We start from the raw sequence: 19,402 nt of genomic DNA, 5'->3' as shown, positions 1-19,402 counted from the left end.
AAGTGTTTTTTCTTTTTAATGTATATTATAATTTATAACTAAATATTTAAAAATGGAAAACAAAATAAGAATAGAATATTGTACACAGTGTAATTGGTTACTGCGTGCAACTTGGATGAGCCAAGAACTATTAACCACTTTTAATACTGAAATTAACTCTCTTACACTTACCCCTGTCACTGGTGGAGTTTACAATATCTATGCAAATGATATTTTAATATGGTCTAGAAAAGAAAAAAGTGGTTTCCCTGAAATAACCATATTAAAACAATTAACTCGAGATGTAATTGCACCAGATAGAAACTTAGGTCACATTGACAGAAAGAAGAAATAAGTAATTAAACAGTAGTTTTAAAAACTATATATATAAAAACCCCATATCCTAAAAATAAAAAAGCACCTTTAAACCTGTTTAATATATATTTCTTTGGTAAAAATACTAATGGTATTAAAATACCCGAAAATCCTAACATCCAAAAAACATCTCTAGATAATATTTGAGCTTCTGTTACAGGGATTTCTTTAATTAAAGCTGTAATTCCTAATACTGAAGCTATATTAAAAACATTAGAACCAATTAAATTACCTAAAGAAATAGCTTTCTCACCCTTTATAGCTGCAATTACAGAAGCTGCAAGTTCTGGCACACTAGTACCTATTGCAATCATTGTTATTGATATTACACCCTCACTAACTCCCATGCTTTGAGCAATATCTTTAGCTCCATTCACTAAAAATTCTGATCCAAAATAAAGAGCAACAGCACCAATTGACAACCAAATAATTATCTTTCCATAACCAATTTCTGCAAGGGCATCATCTACATCTTCAACAGAAACATCTTCTTTTCTTGCATTTCTTATTAAAACAAACAAAAAAGCTATTAAACCTATTAAAAGTATTGCACCTTCTAAACGAGTTAATAAACTATCATTATATAAAAAATAATAGAGTACTACAGAAAAAATCATCATTACAGGCCAATTTAACTTGTAAAAATCTTTACTTACAGCTATAGGTCCAATTATAGCTGTAATACCTAATACAAGCCCTATGTTAGCTATATTAGATCCTATAACATTATTTATTGCAATTGCAGGAGAACCATCTAATGCAGCCTGTAAACTAACTAATAATTCTGGTGCAGAGGTTGCAAAAGAAACTACAGTCATACCAATAACCATTTTGGATATATTCAACTTAAAAGACAAACCAATAGAAGACCTTACTAAAAACTCACCTCCTACAACAAGTAAGGTTAACCCAATAATTACATAAAAAAAACTCATGAATTTTATTTTGGGACGAAGATACATCTTTATCAGTTTAACATGAAAATAAAAATGAAAAGGCATTAATTTGAATTATAAATAATCAAAATTCCTTTAGTTACAGAAAACACATACTAATCCCCCTTAAAAACCTTACATTTTAACAGTAAGTACAATAATTAAAGTTATATATTAAAACCATATTTAAGCAATTATAGTTACAAATTAAAACTAATAATTATTTTTATATAATAAATTGAAAATCAATTTAATTAATAAGTAATCAGTTATAAGTGAAGAATATTAGAAACATTATATATTGATAAAACAATTTCGAAATTGACTAATATTTCTAACCAAAAAAACCGTATATTATGATTGTTATACTTTTTAAAATTATCATTTCTATTACAGAAATTATATTTCAAATTTTATTCTAACCAAAAAAAATGAAACTTATAATTAAACAACTTAACCTTTAAAACCGAGTTGTTTAATTTAGTAAATTTGATGAAAATTTACAATTGATGAAAAAACAAGTTTTTAAAATTCTTGCTAAAATTAATAAACTAGTTTTACCTTCCTTTACAAAAAAAGGATTAGATATCTCTAAAGCTTCTAAAATTCAATTAGCTATAATTGGCTGGAGAGCTTTTGTAACTTTAAATTCTCTTGATTAATTTAAACTTAAAAACATGGAAACAAAACACATTAAAATATTTTCAGGATCCTCTATTCTAGTAAAAGGTTTAGAAAACTTATTAGAAGACAACAATATACATTACTTAATTAAAGATACAGTAGAGTCAGCTAGATTAGCAGGTTTTGGGACACAAATAAACTCTGTTGAGCTTTATGTACTAAATACTGATGTAGATAAGGCCAATATATTTGTTGAAAATTATAAAACAGAAATAAATTCATAAAAAAATAAAAATAACTTTTCTATTTTAAAAAAATCACACTATATTTGCACCCGCTTAACGGCCATGTGGCGCAACTGAATAGCGCACTTGATTACGGCTCAAGAGGTTCTAGGTTTGAATCCTAGCATGGTCACCACTAAAACCAGTACTTTCCAACACTTTTGGAAATTACTGGTTTTTTCATTTTCAAACAATCTGTACTTAAAGTTTCTTCTTACAAAAAAAGGAGCAAACCTAAGTTTACTCCTTTTTAGTGAATAATGTTTTTAGTGATAATTATATTTTTTTTTACAACTTTAACTCTACGTTGCCTATAACCTTCAATTTTATTTGTAACTAATTCAGTTAGTACAATTGAGAAAATTATAGAAAAGATAGAAAGAAATATACTAGTATAATTATTAAACAGAGGAATATCTACCCATCTTATTAAATTTAATATAAGTATGTGAGATAAATAAACAGGGTAAGACAACTCTCCAATATACCTATCTCTCTTCCATTTCTTAGATAAGATAAAAATAAACGGAATACTTAAAAATATACAGAATATATAAATCATAGATTTTAATGGAAAATGAGGATAAGTTGGAAAACTACCTATATAAGGAATGAAAGAATAAAAAAGTGAAAAAACTAATATGAAAACATAAACTAATTTTAATGTTGAGGTTTTTATATTTAAAGACTTCATTTTTTTGTACATATGATATGAAAGTGTTCCTAGTAAAAAGAAGAAAATCTCTGATGGAAAAAAACGAAATGCCCAAGGATCTTTTTGGTAACCATTCACATAAAAAACAATTCTAATAGCCAAACTAATAAATAATAAAATAACTATAAATTTTATTTTTCTTCTAACTATAAAAGGTGCAATTAAATAAAAAATTAACTCAAGACCAACTGTCCAAGCTTGTGGTACAAGTAAAAAATTATATAATGCAGGATCGGTTTGCCTAAAGTCTTTTGTAAAAAAAAGACCTCCAGTAATAGTATCTAACCCTAAAAACATTACTATATCTTGTAAAAAGATAATTATGTTTGTAAAGATTAAAAAAAAGATAGTTCCAAAATTCATGGAATCAAAATACTCTACATAAGGCTGGAGCGGTCCAAAATCATTACCTGTAACCAAATACATAACTACAGAAAAAACAATAGTACATATAGCAATCACCCAATATATTGGATACAACCTCAATAACCTATTTGAAATAAACAATTTATAAGAATTGTTTTGGCCAATATATTTTTCATTTAATATTAAAGCCATATAAAATCCTGATATAACAAAAAACGAATGTAAAGCCGTTTTACCTGTTACAAGGCCAAATCCAAATATAGCTCCTGAATGTGCAACTACAACACATAACGCTAATAATAATCTTAATAATCCCATTTACTTTTTCTTTTTTGCAATTTTAAATTAAAACAATTTTGAGTGCAATATACTCATATGCTTTTAAACAAATTAAATAATAAAACCCGAGGAATGAAAACTTTATTTAAAAAATAATTTACCATTTTTTGCTTTCTTTGAAACTTATTCCGCCTTGTTTTAGATACACAGAAATCACAATAAATATTTAATTTTAGTATCCAATTTTATAAGAAAATAAGAAAATAAAACGGAAACAAAAATGGTTAAAAAAGACAAGGAAATACTATTAAATTTATATATTAAACTTAAAAAATGCATTACCCAAGGATGAATTAAATAAATTGCTGTAGAAACTAATGAAATATTTTTAGAATTAACATTAGACTTTAATTGAAGATTAAAGGCATAAAGAAAAGTTAAAGGACAAAGAAAAATTAATGAAAATAGATTATCATTTCTATCAAAATTATAATAATAATTAATATAACTTTCTATCAATAAAATGACAGTAAATAATAGAATTAAAAATAAATTCTGTTTTGAAGATAATTTAGTTTGTAAAGATTTTTTATGAATTAAATAACCTAAAATAAAAAGTGGTAATCCTAAAAAAAGAAAGTTTCTATGAGAATATACATCAAAATACAAAACATGAATATTTCTTAAATATTGAACAAGAACACCTAAAGAAAATAATACAAATGAAATGAAAAAGAGAAATTTTACCTTTATTTTTCTAATTATAAATAAAAGTATTCCGCAAAACAGCAGTGCTTTTATATACCAAAGATGATGGAAACCTACTAGAACATTAATAATGATAGATTTAAAATCTAGACTAAACCATAATGGAGCATAAATAAACATCCAAACTGAATATAAAATAAACACTCTTAGCATCCATTTTACTATGGATTTATTATCTATTACTTGCTTAAAAAAATACCCATTGATTAAAAAGAAAACAGGAACTGCTGTTCTAAAAAGCCCATTTTTAGTTAAATGATAAACTTCTAAATTAATATCAATAAAAAAACTACAATGAATTAAAACGACAAAAATTGCCAATATAATTTTAAGTAAATCAAGAGAGATGTTTCTAGATTTCATTTCTAGTTATTGAAGTATTTAACTTAAATACTGCTTTATCATAATACGATGTTCGGGGATACTTTTATCGTAGTTTTCTACTAACAATTCTAAAATTTCAGGAACATTCAACCCGATATCCTTTTTACCTTTATATCTAGAAACATAAAGATTATAACTACTATTATTTTTCTCAAATATTAAAAAATGAGTGTCGTTTAATTCTGTAAAGCTTATTTCGTTTCCAGAAAAAGTATCTGATTTATCTTCAAAAAAATCCGAAAACTCATAGTATTTAAAAACGTTCTCCATAATTAAACGAGTTCTGCAGATAAACCTAATTGTAATAATTTAGAACATCTTGGTTCTAAATCTTTATACTCGCCAGATTTTACCGTGCATTTTCCTTTATAATGCACTAGAGTTGCACATTGTTCTGCTTGTACTAAAGTATGATCGCAAACATCTATTAAAGACTCTATAACATGATCAAATGTATTTACATCATCATTATGTAAAACAATTTCGTGCTGAAATACTTCTTGCTCTAGAACATCTACTTCTTCTTGAATTTTTTCTTTTGTACTCATAATCATAAAGGTATAAAATATTTTTTACTCTTTGTTGTATTTTACCGCAACCCAATTATTTCTTTCTATAAACTTTTCTAGCTTTAAATTAAATTTACTTACTTCTGCGTCTATAATAGAAATATCTTCTTTATAAAAACCACTTAATAATAAAACTCCGTCTTTATTTAAATAATCTGTATAAACCTTCATGTCCATTAATAAAATATTTCTGTTGATGTTAGCAATAATTACATCATATTTTTTATCACTTAAAAGTGAAGAATCTCCTTCGTAAACAGAAATGTTTTTACAATTATTTCTTTCTACATTTTCTAATGAATTCTCATAACACCAGTTATCAATATCAATGGCATCAATCGGATTTGCTCCTTTCATTTCAGCAAAAATTGCTAAAATTCCAGTTCCACACCCCATATCTAAGGTTTTTTTATCCGTTAAATCTAAATTGATTAAATGTTGAACCATCATGTGTGTAGTTTCATGATGACCTGTACCAAAACTCATCTTTGGCTCTATAACAATATCATATTTTAAATTTGGATTTTCATGAAATGGCGCACGGATGCTCACTAAATCATCAACCTGAATAGGCGTAAAGTTCTTTTCCCATTCTGCATTCCAGTTGGTTTGCTCAACTTCGTTATGATTATATTCGATAGAAAACTCATCAGAATTTAAAACAAAAATACTTTCTAAAATATCAGAATTCCATTCTAATTTTTGAATGTAAGCTGTTACTCCATTTTCATTTTCAACAAAACTCTCAAAACCAACATTACCCAATTCTGCTATTAAAATTTCTGTTGCTGGTTCTTTTGGTGTTACTGTAAAATTGTATTCTATATAAATATTATCCATAAATTGCTTGTAAAAAAAATGCATCAAGATTTTAAATCTCGATGCAAATTTATTGTAAAATTTTTTAAACGATACTTAAATCGCTTTAATAATTCCTGTAAAATCATCAACTTTTAAAGCAGCACCACCAATTAAACCACCATCTACATCTGGTTTAGAAAAAATTTCTTCTGCATTTGCAGGTTTTACACTTCCTCCATACAAGATAGAAACTTCATCGGCCACTTCTTTACTATATTGTTTTTCTATAATACTTCTAATAAAAGCATGCATTTCTTGCGCTTGTTCTGCACTTGCAGTTTCTCCTGTACCAATTGCCCAAACAGGCTCGTAAGCTAAAATAATACTTGCCCAATCTTTAGCTTCTAAATGAAATAAAGCATTTTTTAATTGACTTTCTACAACTGCAAAATGATTATCAGATTTTCTATCTTCTAATAGTTCTCCAAAACAAAAAATAGTTTCTAATTCATTTTCTATAATAGCATCTACTTTTGCTGCTAAAGACTCATCTGTTTCATTAAAATAAGTTCTTCTTTCAGAATGCCCTAAAATAACCGTTTTAATTCCGATTGCTTTTAACATATCTGCAGAAATCTCACCTGTATAAGCACCATTTTTAGCTTGATGCATGTTCTGTGCAACAACCTCTATTTTAGAATCATCTGCCGCAGTTAAAGATGCAGATAGATTTACAAAAGTAGGAGCAACAATTACACGAGTATTATCTAATTCTTCTTTTTTAATTGCTTTTTTTAAATCTTTGATAAGTTTTTTACTTTCTGCCTTATCATTATTCATCTTCCAGTTACCTGCTACAATTTTTGTTCTCATAATTCTATTTTTTATTTTCTAAAATATTTGACGTTATCTTATTTTAATTCTGATGTAAATTTAAGAAATGGAAAACAAAAATCGTTGAGAAAAACAAATACTTACTAAAACGATATAATTTTTTACTTTAATGCATCTTTTATTTTTTTATCATATGCTTTAGTTACATTAAAAACTGCAATTTTGCCATTTTCATCAACCACCAAATACCTTGGAATCCAACTAACATTTAAAAATGCTACCAAATCTCCTTCTTTCATCCCATTTGGCAAATTATAATGTTCTCCTGTAATATTGTAACGTTTTACTCCTTTTTTCCAAGTAGCTTGTCTTTCATCTACCGATAAAAATAAATATATTACTTCTGGATATTCTTTTTGTAATTCTTTTACTTTTGGTAGACCTTGAATACAATCTCTACACCAACCTGCCCAAACATCTATTAAAATCTTTTTTCCTTTATATTGATTTAATATGTCTTTAAAACTGAATGAATCTCCGTTTAAATTATAAACTTTTTCATTACGTGCTTTTTCTGTAAATACTGTTGGTTTCTCTAAATTACAACTGACTAAAATTATAAAAACAGTAAAAATTATTACTTTTTTAAACATGATATCTTTTTTATTTTATGTCTTTTATAAATTTGAATACTTACAACTAGAGATGATAATAAAAACAAAAATACTTACTTTTGCTTAACTATTAGAAAACAAATGACAACACAAGAACTTATTGCTCAAATTAGAAAGAAAAAATCATTTTTATGTATTGGATTAGATGTGGATTTAAACAAAATACCACCTCATCTATTAAAAGAAGAAGATCCTATTTTTGAATTTAACAAAGCAATTATTGATGCAACTCATCACCTATGTGTTGCCTACAAACCAAACACTGCTTTTTATGAAGCTTATGGATTAAAAGGGTGGCAATCTTTAGAAAAAACTATAAATTATCTAAATACTAATTATCCAGAAATTTATACAATTGCAGATGCTAAACGTGGTGATATTGGTAATACATCTACCATGTATGCAAAAGCTTTCTTAGAAGATTTGGCTTTTGATTCTGTTACCGTTGCACCCTATATGGGAAAAGATTCTGTAGAACCTTTTTTAGCGTTTAAAGATAAACACACTATTATGTTAGCATTAACTTCTAACGAAGGTGCTTTTGATTTTCAAACAAAAGAAATTGAAGGAAAAGAGTTATATAAACAAGTTTTAGAAACTTCTAAAAGTTGGAAAAATTCCGAAAACCTAATGTATGTTGTTGGAGCTACCAAAGCGGAGTTTTTTACTGAGATTAGAAAAATTGTACCAGATTCTTTTTTGCTAGTGCCAGGAGTTGGTGCTCAAGGAGGAAATTTACAAGATGTTTGTAAATATGGTTTATCAGAAAATATTGGCTTATTAATTAACTCTTCTAGAGGTATTATTTATGCCTCAAACAATAATGATTTTGCAAAACAATCTGCTTTAAAAGCTAAAGAATTACAAAGCCAAATGGCTGATATTTTAGAGGATAAAAAATAAATATTTATTTCAACAAATAAAAAAGGCTATTTAATTAAAAATAGCCTTTTTGTTATTATTATAAATTACTTTTCTAATTTATATACCCTGAATTTTGCTCCATTAAAACATTAGTATCCATTTCTGCTTGAGGGATAGGTAATACCAATTCCTCTGCATCATAAGATAAAGTACCTACATCTTTTTGCATCCTCTTAATATCATGAATTAAATGCCCCTCAAAAGATAACTCTAATTGTCTTTCATTAAAAAACAAATCCAATGTAACGTCACTTAAAGCAGATGCATTAGATCTTGCTCTAACAGCATTAATTTCATCTAAAGGAGATAAACCAACACTTGTACCTTCTCTAAAATTAGATTCTGCTCTTACTAAATGCATATCAGCTATTCTTAAAACAGAAATATTAGCAAACTGATTTGTATATTTTGATGTTAAAGTTCCTCCAGTATCTGAACTGACATACGTAAAACTATATCTTTCATCATTTGCAGCATCATCAAACAAATCGAAAAAACCTGCTTGTAGATCGATATCACCTTGTCTACCCCCAAAATCTTGCGAAGCATAAAATGTAATAAAATCGTTATCTCCACCTTGAGATGTTACTTGAAAAGCAAAAAGATCTTCTACACTATCCGAATCATTATTAAAAGCACCACTATAAGTTGATGCTAAAGAATGACCACTATTTGTTATTACATCATCTGCTGCATCTCTTGCTGCTGCATAATTACCTTGCTGAAGGTATACTTTAGCTAATAAAGCTTCTGCTGCATATTTATCTGCATAAACATCATTAGTTTCTGGTAATTTAGAAAAAGCATCATTTAAATCTGATATAATCTGACTATAAACTTCTTCTACTGTATTTCTGGCAATAGATAAATCTACACCATAATCAACAATACCTGTTAAACGTAAAGGCACTCCTAATTGAGAATTAGTAATACCTGCTTGATAAGGTTGTCCGAAATGACGTACTAAATCAAAATACATTAAAGCTCTTAAAAACTTAGCTTCTCCTTCTGCGGTATCGGCAGCTCCACTTGTAATTATTTCTAAATTATCTATCACTAAATTTGCTTGATTAATTACCTCATAAGAATTACCCCAAACATCTTCTACAAAAGAATTATCAACTAAAATACTTTTTGCATTAATTTGTCTTGGATCTATAAAAGTACCTCCCCAACTCATTTGAGTTGTATTTCCTAATAAATCTGCAATTATCTGTGTATCACCACCAAACGATGAACTCTCTCCAGCTTCTGTATATGTACCAACCAAAATATTAAGAACATTTTCTTCTGTAGACAAAGCTACTTCTGTAGATATACTTTGAGCAGGTTCAATATCAAGTTCTTTCTCACAACTAATAATCGTAAAAAATAAAACTAAAATTGATGTATATTTTATTATTTTCATTTTTGTAAAGTTTTTAAATTAAAAAGTTATGTTAAGACCTAAAGAATAGGTTTTTGCTGCAGGAGCCGAATAAAAAGTTTGTCCTACGCCACCTGCATCACTTCTAGATTCAGGATCATATCCAGTAAAGTCAGTAATTGTTAATAAATTAAACCCACTAAAATATAGTCTTAATTTAGATAAGCCTAGTTTGTCTATTACTGGTTTTGGTATTGAATATCCCAATGTTAAATTTCTTAGTCTAATAAAATCTCCTTTTTCTAGAAATCTTGTAGAGTGACTTGTACCGTTACTCCAACCTAATCTTGCTTCTGGAACATCTGTTATGTCTCCTGGATTTTGCCATCTATCTAATTGATCTACCGTTTGATTATCGAACCAGTCTCCGTTAACCGACTGAAAACGTCCACCTCCATTATATATACTTGCTCCCCATTCTCCTTGAAAAGTCATTGTAAAATCGAAATCTTTATAAATAACAGTATTTGTAAGACCTGCTATAACTTCTGGAAAAGGATTACCTGCAATAATTCTGTTAGCACTGTTAGAATCATTTGTTGTAGTCTTATCTAGGGTACCATTTCCATCATCTGTATTCAAATAATATAATGCATCTCCATTATCAACATCTACACCTGCATATTCTATTAAATAAAAAGAGTTTACCGCTTCTCCTTCTCTTAAAATATTCTGCCCATTAATAACATCTTGCCCGTCAGGTAATTCTTTTATCTCATTATTATTTGTACCAATATTAAAGCTCGTTGTCCAAGTTAAATTTTTAGTTTGAATGTTTTTAGATGTTATAGAAAATTCTAAACCATCACTTTTCATTCTTCCAATATTTTTATTGATACCTCCTTGTTCTGGTGATCCTGATGATAAAGGTAAAGGTTGTTCAAATAACAACTCTTTAGTATCTTTTACGTAATACGCAATTTCACCAGAAAGTATTCCATTAAAAAGACCATATTCAACAGCAACATCACTTTGATCTGATGTTTCCCAACTTAACTCATTATTACCTGCTTGCGTTGGCGCAATACCTGGTTTTTGATTGTACGAAACTCCACCAAACAAACCTCTAGAAGCAAAATTTCCGATCTCTGCATTACCAACTTGACCATAACTTGCTCTTAATTTTAAGAAAGATATTGCTGAATTATCTGCTAAAAAATTTTCTTCAGAAAGTATCCATCCTGCAGAAAAAGCCGGAAAAACACCAAATCTAGAATCGCTACCAAATCTAGAAGAACCATCTCTTCTAATACTCGCTTTAAACAAATATCTATCTTTGTATGCGTAGGTTGCTCTTGCAAAATAAGAAACAAAAGCATATTCTGTTAAACTACCAGAACCTGCAGTAATTTCTGCTGCAGAACTTATTGTTTGAAAATCGTCTGTAGGAAATTGTTGTCCTGTTACACTAGTATATCTTCTTTTACTTTTATTTAATTCCGTACCAACTACAACATCCAAATCATGGTCTTCACCAAAAGTATTATTGTAAGTTAAATAGTTACTAAATATATAGTTTTCTGTATCTACATTTGATGCAAATGCTTCTCCGTTTGTTGCTTGAAAAGGAGCTAAACTACCCGTAAAACTATCTTCTGTCTGAGAATATAAATCATACGCAAAATCTGTGTTAAATTTTAAATTCCCTGTAAATTCATAAGCTGCAAATGCTTTACCCGTTACTCTTCTTATAATTGTGTTATAATATGCATATTTATCTTGTAATAAAAAATTTGCATATACTGTATTTGCAAAAGGTTCTCCGTCCACAAATGCAGGAGAAATGGGTGCTTGGGCAATAGCTTGTAAAGGTGTTACAAAAGAATTATCATTTGCAATTCTATCAATATCTGTTCTAGAAAAACTTAAATTCATTCCTGCAGAAAATTTATCTGTCAATTTATGCGTAATGTTTAAACGAGAACTTATTCTGTTTAACTCATTTCCTCTTACAATACCTTTTGTATCATTATAAGCTCCAGAAAAGAAATACGTTGTTTTTACATCTCCACCAGAAATAGAAAAATCAGCATCTCTTGTATAACCCTTTACTAAAGCAAGTTCTTCCCAGTCTGTATCATAAGTTCCTTCTCTCCAAGTATTATTAGAATATCTATCTAACCTTTCTTCTACATAACCCTCTGCAGGCCAACCGCCATAAGCCAAACCATTTTCTCCTGCTTCTAAAAATAACTCTACATATTGTTCTGCGTTTAACCAGTCTCTAGAGTTTGCTTTTTCACTTATTCCGTTAGAAATATTAACAGAAAATTTTGCTTTACCTTCTTTACCCGATTTTGTTGTAATAAGTACAACTCCATTAGCTCCTCTTGCTCCATAGATTGCTGCGGAAGAAGCATCTTTTAAGATATCAATTGATTCTATTTCATTAGGACTTAACGTTAATAATGGATTTGTAGGAGAACCATTACTCGATTCATTATTGTTAATTAAAGGAATACCATCTAATACATATAATGGATCTGAACCAGCACTAATACTCGATTGTCCTCTAATTCTAAAGTTAAGACCTCCTTCTACTTTACCGTTTGTTTGGCTAACTTGTACACCAGCTGCTTTACCAGCCAGAGAATTCATAACACTAGGACTTGGTACGTCTGCTATGTCTTCTGAACTTAACTTTACAATATTATCTGTTAATTTCCTCTTACTTTGTGTACCATAACCAACAATAATAACTTCATCTAACTCACTACTATCTTCTTTTAGTAATACGTTAATTGTACTAGCAGTACCTACTTTTTCTTCACTTGACTTATACCCTAGATAACTGAACACCAAAATATCTCCTATTGTAGCAGAAATTGTATAATTACCTTCAAAATCTGTTTCTGTTCCTAAACTAGTACCTTTTATTGCTACACTAACTCCAGGTAGTTTCCCTGAAGCATCTGAAACACTTCCAGAAATACTTTTCTTTTGAGCAAAAGTAACTTGCACAATAAGCCCTAAAAACAGCATTAAAAATGCCTTTAAAATTCTTTTCATAATTGTATCATATTTGAATTAATTATATCAAATTTCTTAATTTTTTCTTAAAACAAAAAAATAAAATAGCTTTTATTTGATAATATTTTAACCTAAGTATAACATTAAAACACACATCTTTTTAATCTATTATATTAAACATAATAACAAAAAGATAAAACTATAAAACCTATAAATTTTAACATAAAAATCTAGAATATATAAAAAAATTAAGAACTATACTCACTCTATAATTTTTAAAAATTCAAAATAATATTGCCTAAATAGTTCCTATTCAATTTTAAGATTTTAAAAAAATCACTTTAATTGAAAATTAAAACAAAAAACCACCTCTTTCGAGGTGGTTTTCTTAATTTTTAAAAACTAATTTACTTGTTTTTAATTTTGATCTGCTTCCGTTAAATTTGGATTAGCATTTATTTCTGCCTGTGGAATTTTCCATATCCAAGCATCATTTAAAGAAGGTTTTTCCTGAATAAATCCATCTCTATACAAATTATCATCAGCTCCAGAATTTGTTAAATCAATTCCTTGATCCCAACGAATATAGTCATGAAAACTAAATCCTTCTCCATATAATTCTACAGCTCTTTGCCATTTTATATGCTCCATTAAAGCATCTTGAGAAGCATATATAGAAGCATCGTAAGAACTATCTCTACTTCCTCCAAATTCTTGAAGAACCGTTTGTGCTCCTGTAACATCAGACAACATAGCTTTAGCTTCTGCTTCGATTAAATACATTTCTGATGCTCTCATATAAATAACGTCATCCGGATCAATAGAACCTGGATTCTTTTGCAAAAACTTAACAGCCATGTACGGGTGTGTGTTATGTCCTGTAGTCATTCCATACTTAGTGATAATCTCTTCCCAAGCATCCCAGAAATCATCTTCATTATCATAATTAGGATCTACAGTATAACTACCACCTTGCCCATTAGATGCAGAAGAATTTGTATTTGGCGCCAAAGGTAAAGCCATGTTAATTCTAAAGTCTGTAGATGGAATAGCGTCGTATACTTCTTTATCTATTAACTTAGGATTTGTTCTGTTTTGACTACCATTAAATGTAGGGCTAATAAAATAAAAGTACGATTGAAAATAATTAGTCTCTGCATCAATTACAGTTCCTCCCCAAATAACCTCAGAAAGTTCTGTTGTATTAAAGCCAGACAACCAATCAGATTCATCTAATAATGGAAAACCTGAACGAGCTAATACTGCAGCATCTGCAGCATCTTGCCATTTACCTTGTGTTAAATCTATTCTTGCTTTTATTCCATAAGCTGCATTTATAGATAAGTGAGATTTATTATCTGGACTAGAAGCTCCATCAAAAAAGCTAATAGAATTTTCTATATCTGCATTTATTTGGTCATAAATTACTTGTACTGTAGATCTTGGCTCACTTGTATAAGGAGCACCAGCTTCTAATAACAACGGTACACCAGCATCAGATGCAGGGTCTCCAATTAAGTAACCTTTACCAAAAGTTGAAACTAATTGATGATAAGCCCAAGCTCTATATGCATAAGCTTGACCAAGAATATTTCTTACATCTGCATCTGCAGTTGTAAAACCGTTTGCTTCAACTAAATTGATTAAATTGTTAGATGTAGCAATAATATGGTAACGCATGTACCAGAAATTGTTTACGGTTGTAAAGTTTGCATTTGTGTGCGTTAACCATCTTAACTCACTTGTCATCCATCCATTTCCTGGAGCTGAATGAATATTTGTTCCTGCCATCGCATCTAAAGCTGGTATGTAAAAACTTTGTCCACTTCTAGCTGAAGTACCTCCTGGTAAAGGATTTTGTGCATACATAACTCTATGCAATCCATTTAACACCAAAAACATATTGTCTACACTTGCAAAAGCATCTGCTTCTGCAATAGCATCTGTAGGTGTAGTTTCTAAGAAGTCTTCTGAACAACCTGAAACAAGTACTACTAGTAATCCTATAATCAATAGGTTAATTTTTCGTAACATAATATAATATTTTTAAATTTTAATAATTTTAGAAAGATAAATTTAACCCTAAAGTAATTACTCTAGAAGGATTATAATCATTTCCACCTTGTGTACCAGCTAAGTTATACTGAGGGTTGATTCCTTTTCTTGCTGCTTTAATAAACATATTTTCTCCTGAAAGGAAAATACGTAAATTACTTACTCCTAATTTTTCTGATACATTTTTATCAAAATTATAACCTAAATTTACGTTTCTTAAAGCAATATAAGAAGCGTCAGTTAAGAAACGAGTAGAACTTGCTACTGTTTGGTTAGGGTCTCCATTCTCTAAACGAGGTACATCTGTAATATCTCCTGGAGCTCTCCAAGCATTTTCTGCATCTACATGTATAGATCTACCAAATGTACCTGGGTGCATTAAATTAGAATAACCTCCATCTAATATTTTACCTCCAATACCATAAGTAAATAATAAATCTAAAGAAAATTGTTTATATCTAAAAGTATTAGAAATAGATCCAATTAAATCAGGGATACTACTATCTCCTGTATAAGCTTCTCCTGCTTCTTGGTAATCATTAGTTGTAGCTTGTGTTCCATCATCATTTAAAACAGCAACTCTACCACCATCATCAGTATCTTCGAACATGTAATATAAAGCATCTCCATTATCTACATCTACACCAGCATAGTGATAAATATAGAAATCGTATCTAGATCTACCAACTTCCCAACGTTTAGTTCCATTGTCTGCAGGACTATCTATTTTTGTAATTTCGTTTTTTAAAGTTGATGCTTGTAAAGTTATATCCCAGTTAAAATCTTTTGTATTAACTAAGTGACCTGTTAAACCAAGTTCTATACCTTCATTATAAATATCTCCTAAATTTGTTGGAGCTTCATTTAAACCTTCTGAAATTGGAATTGGTAAATTATATAATAAATCTTGAGAAGTTTTTCTATAATACTCTATAGATCCCTCTATAAAATTATTAAATAAACCAAATTCTAAAGCAACATCCCAACTAATTTGGTTTTCCCACTCTAATTCAGAATTACCTGTACTACTCCAGATAATACCTGGTGTACCTGCATTTGGAATAATTTCATATAAAGCTTGAGATTCGTAGTAAGAACCTATTCTTTCATTACCAATTTCTCCGTAAGAAGCTCTTAATTTTAATCTATCTATAAAAGAAATATTTTTAATAAAATCTTCTTGATCTAATCTCCAAGAACCTCCTAAAGAATAGAATGTACCCCAACGCGAATCTTTAGAAAACCTAGAAGTACCGTCTCTTCTTACAGAAGCACTTAAGTAATATTTGCTATCAAAATTATAGTTTAACCTTGCAAAATAACCTTCAATTCTATGATCTGTAGTATTACCATTTACATTATCTCCTGCTGCAAAGTTATCAAATTCGTATATACCTGTTGCTGTTTGTGTATTAGCAATACCCCCTAGTATTGAATAGTTTCTATCAAAACTTTCATGCCCTAATGTAACATCTACATTATGAATATCTTTTATTGATGTGTTATAAGTTAAAATCTGATTGAAGTTTTGAATAACTCTTCTATATCTATCTTCACTATATCTTCCTGTTGGAGCTCCATCACCTACAATTTCATTTTCATATCCTTTGATAATTCCATCTTGAATGTCTCTACCATAAGTTACTTTTGCTTTTAATCCTTCTAAAAGTGTAACTTCTACATAATTTTTAAATCCATAAAGGTTTTGTTTTGTTTGATCTTCATTTAAGATTAACTCTGCAATACCATGTCTTCCTGGATTGTATGGTCTTGTTTGAATATTACTATCTGGGTAACCTTCTCCTAAGTCATATAAAGGGTTACCAGAAGCATCGTTTATTATGTTACCATTAATATCTACTTGATAAACAGGATAAATAGGACCTAAGCTATTAGCCCAAGAAAAAGGGTTTGCAGTTGCAGTGCTACTTGTATTTGTCCCATGAGAATCTGTAGATGTAATATACAAACTACCACCAATCGTAAGATTTTTAATTGGTGTAAAATCTGCATTTAATCTATTCGTAATTCTTTCGTAATCACTTTCGATAACATATCCTTCTTCTTTTAAATAAGAAGCAGAATAAAATACACTATGGTTTTCTCCACCAGAAGCAACATTTACAGAATGGCTTTCTCTACTACCAGTTCTTTCTAAATAATCTAACCAATTTAAAGATTGATAAGTAAGTTCTGCATCTGGATTTAATTTACCATCAGTACCAACTATCTGGTCATTTGCAACATTAAATGGATTATAACCAAGTTGATTAAAAATTGTTGCAGAAGCTTCAATCTCTGGGTTTGAACCTCCAATTGTGTTTTTGTAAGCTTCCCACATTAATTCATAATAAGAACCAGCACCTACCATATCATAGTTACCTACAGCTCTAGTAATTACACTGTACTGAGTTGATGCGCTTACAGTAGTTTTATTCTTTTTACCTTTTTTTGTTGTAATAATTACAACTCCATTTGCTGCTCTAGAACCATATAATGAAGTTGAAGCTGCATCTTTTAAAACAGTCATAGAAGCAATATCATCTTGATTTAATGAACTTAAAGAACCGTCAAATTGTATACCATCTACAATATACAAAGGCGCTGTACCTCCATTTAAAGTACCTACACCACGAATTACAATTCCAGGAGAAGAACCTGGTTGACCTGAAGCTGCTAAAAACTGTACACCAGTTGCTTTACCTTCTATAGCCGCAATAGGTGAAGTAACAGTTCTAAGCGATAAATCTTTTTCTCCAACAACATTTGCAGACCCAGTAAAAGCTTCTTTTGTTGTTGTACCGTATGCTACAACAATAACCTCATCTAATACACTATTATCTTCTGATAATACTACGTTTATAACATTAGAGCTACCAACAGTTTTTTCAACCATTTTGTAACCTAAATATCTAAATACTAAAACGTCTCCTTTTGCTGCAGAAACAGTATAATTACCATCAAAATCAGTTTCTACACCAGCATTAGTGCCTTTAATTAATATACTTACCCCTGGTAATGGACCAGCATTATCGGAAACAGTACCTGATACCGACATTTTTTGAGCATTAACTATAGTTACTGCTCCTAAGAGAAAAAATAACAATAGTATTTTTTTGTGAATTTGTTTCATAAATATTTGATTTGAATTTGAATTAAGCGCCTAAACTAAATGTTTTGTTAAAACTATAAGTAATTTATTTGCTATTTTAACATTTCTTTAACCATCGTGTTTTTTAATTTTTTCGCAATAAAAATATATAAAAACATATTTATATTTAAAAAAAAACTTAAATAAATAATTTATATTTAAAAAAAATCACAATAAAAAATATAAGAGTTAAAAAATTAACACATATACTTATTAAAAAATTCAATTAAAAACGTTGAGTTTAACATAATATTTTATAGAAAAACTTAAAACTAAAAAACCCTACATTATTTATAATGTAGGGTTTTTTAATAAAATCTGTTAAGGTTTAAAACTAACCTATTTATTATCTTGTAGAGCAAATACTTGTTTCAATAAAGCAGTATCTCTTAAACCAACACTTTCTCTAATTCCTTTTTCTTCAACTTCTATCATTGTAAAAACTCCCAATAAAGCTTGTTCTGTTACATATTGTGTTAAATCTGGATTTACTTTCTTTACAAAAGGAATAGAATTATACTTAGTAATTAAATTTGACCACACTTGATCTGCACCAACTTTATCAAAAGAGCTTTTAATTACTGGACTAAAACTTGCCGTTAAACTTTCTGTAGTTTTTACTTGTAAATATGAAGTAGCTGCATTTTGATCTCCTAATAAAATATTTTTAGCATCTGCAAATGTCATATCTTTTACTGCATCAACAAAAATTGGTGTTGCTGTCTTTACAGCATCTTCTGCTGCTCTATTTAAAGCTTTAATCCCTTCATCTGCTAAATTACCTAAACCTAATTTACGCAACCCATTATCTACCGCTTGTAATTCTTCTGGTAATACAATTTTTACTAAATCATTTTTATAAAACCCGTCTGTAGCTGTTAATTTAGAAACTTGGTTTTTTATACCGTTATCTAAAGCTTCTCTTAAACCATTACCTATTTGTGCATCACTTAAAACACCACTTGTAGAAACTTGATTTACCACATTTTGCAACTCTGCACAACCTACAAATTGAAGTGCAATTACTAGAACTAAAATTCTTTTTATCATTTTTATTTATAATTATTTACTTATTATATAAGAACCTTTTTGTTTTAAAAAGTCACTTATTTTATTTAAAACTATCGGTTTTTTTATCATAACCATACGGGCAATGTTTACAACCACTTTTACAACAATAACCTCTTTTTAAATGAAATTTTTCTGTAAAAACTTTATAACCTTGTTCATTTAAATAATAATCTCCTTCTTCTAAAGGAATTCTTTGATTATACATGCCGCAAAAATAT

Annotated in this window: 18 protein-coding genes and 1 tRNA gene; 5 read left to right on the top strand and 14 right to left on the bottom strand. The window is 29.0% G+C overall.

Annotated elements, in window-relative coordinates:
• Window positions 1-52: 52 nt before the first annotated feature.
• Window positions 53-334 carry a SelT/SelW/SelH family protein gene (locus ACJJVY_RS11490; RefSeq protein ID WP_405608547.1) on the top strand — a complete coding sequence of 94 codons (282 nt, stop codon included), beginning with the start codon at window positions 53-55 and terminating at the stop codon, window positions 332-334.
• Window positions 335-338: 4 nt separating this feature from the next.
• On the opposite strand, the gene ACJJVY_RS11485 is transcribed toward ACJJVY_RS11490, so the two are convergent.
• Window positions 339-1,289 carry a calcium/sodium antiporter gene (locus tag ACJJVY_RS11485; protein WP_405608544.1) on the bottom strand — a complete coding sequence of 317 codons (951 nt, stop codon included), beginning with the start codon at window positions 1,287-1,289 and terminating at the stop codon, window positions 339-341.
• 509 nt (window positions 1,290-1,798) lie between these two features.
• Between ACJJVY_RS11485 and ACJJVY_RS11480 the strand changes: the two genes are divergently transcribed.
• From ACJJVY_RS11480 to ACJJVY_RS11470, 3 genes are all read left to right on the top strand, one after another.
• A complete protein-coding gene (locus ACJJVY_RS11480; protein WP_237588353.1) occupies window positions 1,799-1,951 on the top strand; it encodes an SsrA-binding protein in 153 nt (50 codons plus the stop codon).
• 15 nt (window positions 1,952-1,966) lie between these two features.
• On the top strand, window positions 1,967-2,197 hold the full coding sequence (locus ACJJVY_RS11475; protein ID WP_405608540.1) for a DUF2007 domain-containing protein: 231 nt from the start codon (window positions 1,967-1,969) through the stop codon (window positions 2,195-2,197).
• A 59-nt stretch (window positions 2,198-2,256) separates the two neighbouring features.
• Window positions 2,257-2,333: transfer RNA gene (locus ACJJVY_RS11470), tRNA-Arg, on the top strand.
• 114 nt (window positions 2,334-2,447) lie between these two features.
• On the opposite strand, the gene ACJJVY_RS11465 is transcribed toward ACJJVY_RS11470, so the two are convergent.
• The 7 genes from ACJJVY_RS11465 to ACJJVY_RS11435 form a co-directional block, all read right to left on the bottom strand.
• Window positions 2,448-3,596 (bottom strand): acyltransferase family protein, encoded by a 1,149-nt coding sequence (locus ACJJVY_RS11465; RefSeq protein WP_405608537.1) that lies wholly within the window; start codon window positions 3,594-3,596, stop codon window positions 2,448-2,450.
• Window positions 3,597-3,770: 174 nt separating this feature from the next.
• On the bottom strand, window positions 3,771-4,688 hold the full coding sequence (locus ACJJVY_RS11460) for an acyltransferase family protein (RefSeq protein ID WP_405608534.1): 918 nt from the start codon (window positions 4,686-4,688) through the stop codon (window positions 3,771-3,773).
• A gap of 18 nt (window positions 4,689-4,706) precedes the next feature.
• On the bottom strand, window positions 4,707-4,979 hold the full coding sequence (locus ACJJVY_RS11455; RefSeq protein WP_405608531.1) for a hypothetical protein: 273 nt from the start codon (window positions 4,977-4,979) through the stop codon (window positions 4,707-4,709).
• Between the two features lie 2 nt (window positions 4,980-4,981).
• On the bottom strand, window positions 4,982-5,257 hold the full coding sequence (locus tag ACJJVY_RS11450; RefSeq protein WP_405608528.1) for an ATP-dependent Clp protease adaptor ClpS: 276 nt from the start codon (window positions 5,255-5,257) through the stop codon (window positions 4,982-4,984).
• Window positions 5,258-5,281: 24 nt separating this feature from the next.
• Window positions 5,282-6,118, bottom strand: coding sequence for a 50S ribosomal protein L11 methyltransferase (prmA, locus tag ACJJVY_RS11445; protein WP_405608525.1), 837 nt, complete (start codon window positions 6,116-6,118; stop codon window positions 5,282-5,284).
• 75 nt (window positions 6,119-6,193) lie between these two features.
• Window positions 6,194-6,952: a triose-phosphate isomerase gene (tpiA, locus tag ACJJVY_RS11440; protein WP_405608522.1), complete on the bottom strand. Its 759-nt coding sequence runs from the start codon at window positions 6,950-6,952 to the stop codon at window positions 6,194-6,196.
• Window positions 6,953-7,074: 122 nt separating this feature from the next.
• Window positions 7,075-7,566: a TlpA family protein disulfide reductase gene (locus tag ACJJVY_RS11435; RefSeq protein WP_405608519.1), complete on the bottom strand. Its 492-nt coding sequence runs from the start codon at window positions 7,564-7,566 to the stop codon at window positions 7,075-7,077.
• Window positions 7,567-7,668: 102 nt separating this feature from the next.
• Here ACJJVY_RS11435 and pyrF point away from each other — a divergent pair, with 102 nt between their 5' ends.
• Window positions 7,669-8,490 (top strand): orotidine-5'-phosphate decarboxylase, encoded by an 822-nt coding sequence (gene pyrF, locus ACJJVY_RS11430; protein WP_405608516.1) that lies wholly within the window; start codon window positions 7,669-7,671, stop codon window positions 8,488-8,490.
• 73 nt (window positions 8,491-8,563) lie between these two features.
• Here the strand turns inward: pyrF and ACJJVY_RS11425 are convergent, their stop codons facing one another.
• From ACJJVY_RS11425 to ACJJVY_RS11400, 6 genes are all read right to left on the bottom strand, one after another.
• A complete protein-coding gene (locus ACJJVY_RS11425) occupies window positions 8,564-9,919 on the bottom strand; it encodes a RagB/SusD family nutrient uptake outer membrane protein (protein WP_405608513.1) in 1,356 nt (451 codons plus the stop codon).
• A gap of 18 nt (window positions 9,920-9,937) precedes the next feature.
• Complete coding sequence (locus tag ACJJVY_RS11420) at window positions 9,938-12,946, bottom strand: SusC/RagA family TonB-linked outer membrane protein (RefSeq protein ID WP_405608510.1); 3,009 nt, start codon at window positions 12,944-12,946, stop codon at window positions 9,938-9,940.
• Window positions 12,947-13,324: 378 nt separating this feature from the next.
• Window positions 13,325-14,941: a RagB/SusD family nutrient uptake outer membrane protein gene (locus tag ACJJVY_RS11415; protein WP_405608507.1), complete on the bottom strand. Its 1,617-nt coding sequence runs from the start codon at window positions 14,939-14,941 to the stop codon at window positions 13,325-13,327.
• 28 nt (window positions 14,942-14,969) lie between these two features.
• A complete protein-coding gene (locus ACJJVY_RS11410) occupies window positions 14,970-18,095 on the bottom strand; it encodes a SusC/RagA family TonB-linked outer membrane protein (RefSeq protein ID WP_405608504.1) in 3,126 nt (1,041 codons plus the stop codon).
• Between the two features lie 357 nt (window positions 18,096-18,452).
• Window positions 18,453-19,163, bottom strand: coding sequence for a DUF4197 domain-containing protein (locus ACJJVY_RS11405; RefSeq protein ID WP_405608501.1), 711 nt, complete (start codon window positions 19,161-19,163; stop codon window positions 18,453-18,455).
• 61 nt (window positions 19,164-19,224) lie between these two features.
• Window positions 19,225-19,389, bottom strand: a complete 165-nt coding sequence (locus tag ACJJVY_RS11400) for a DUF5522 domain-containing protein (RefSeq protein WP_405608498.1) — start codon at window positions 19,387-19,389, stop codon at window positions 19,225-19,227.
• Window positions 19,390-19,402: the final 13 nt, after the last annotated feature.

The sequence above is a fragment of the Polaribacter sp. Asnod1-A03 genome (assembly GCF_045063585.1).
Taxonomy (GTDB): domain Bacteria; phylum Bacteroidota; class Bacteroidia; order Flavobacteriales; family Flavobacteriaceae; genus Polaribacter.
This window is presented reverse-complemented; position numbering and strand designations above follow the sequence as displayed.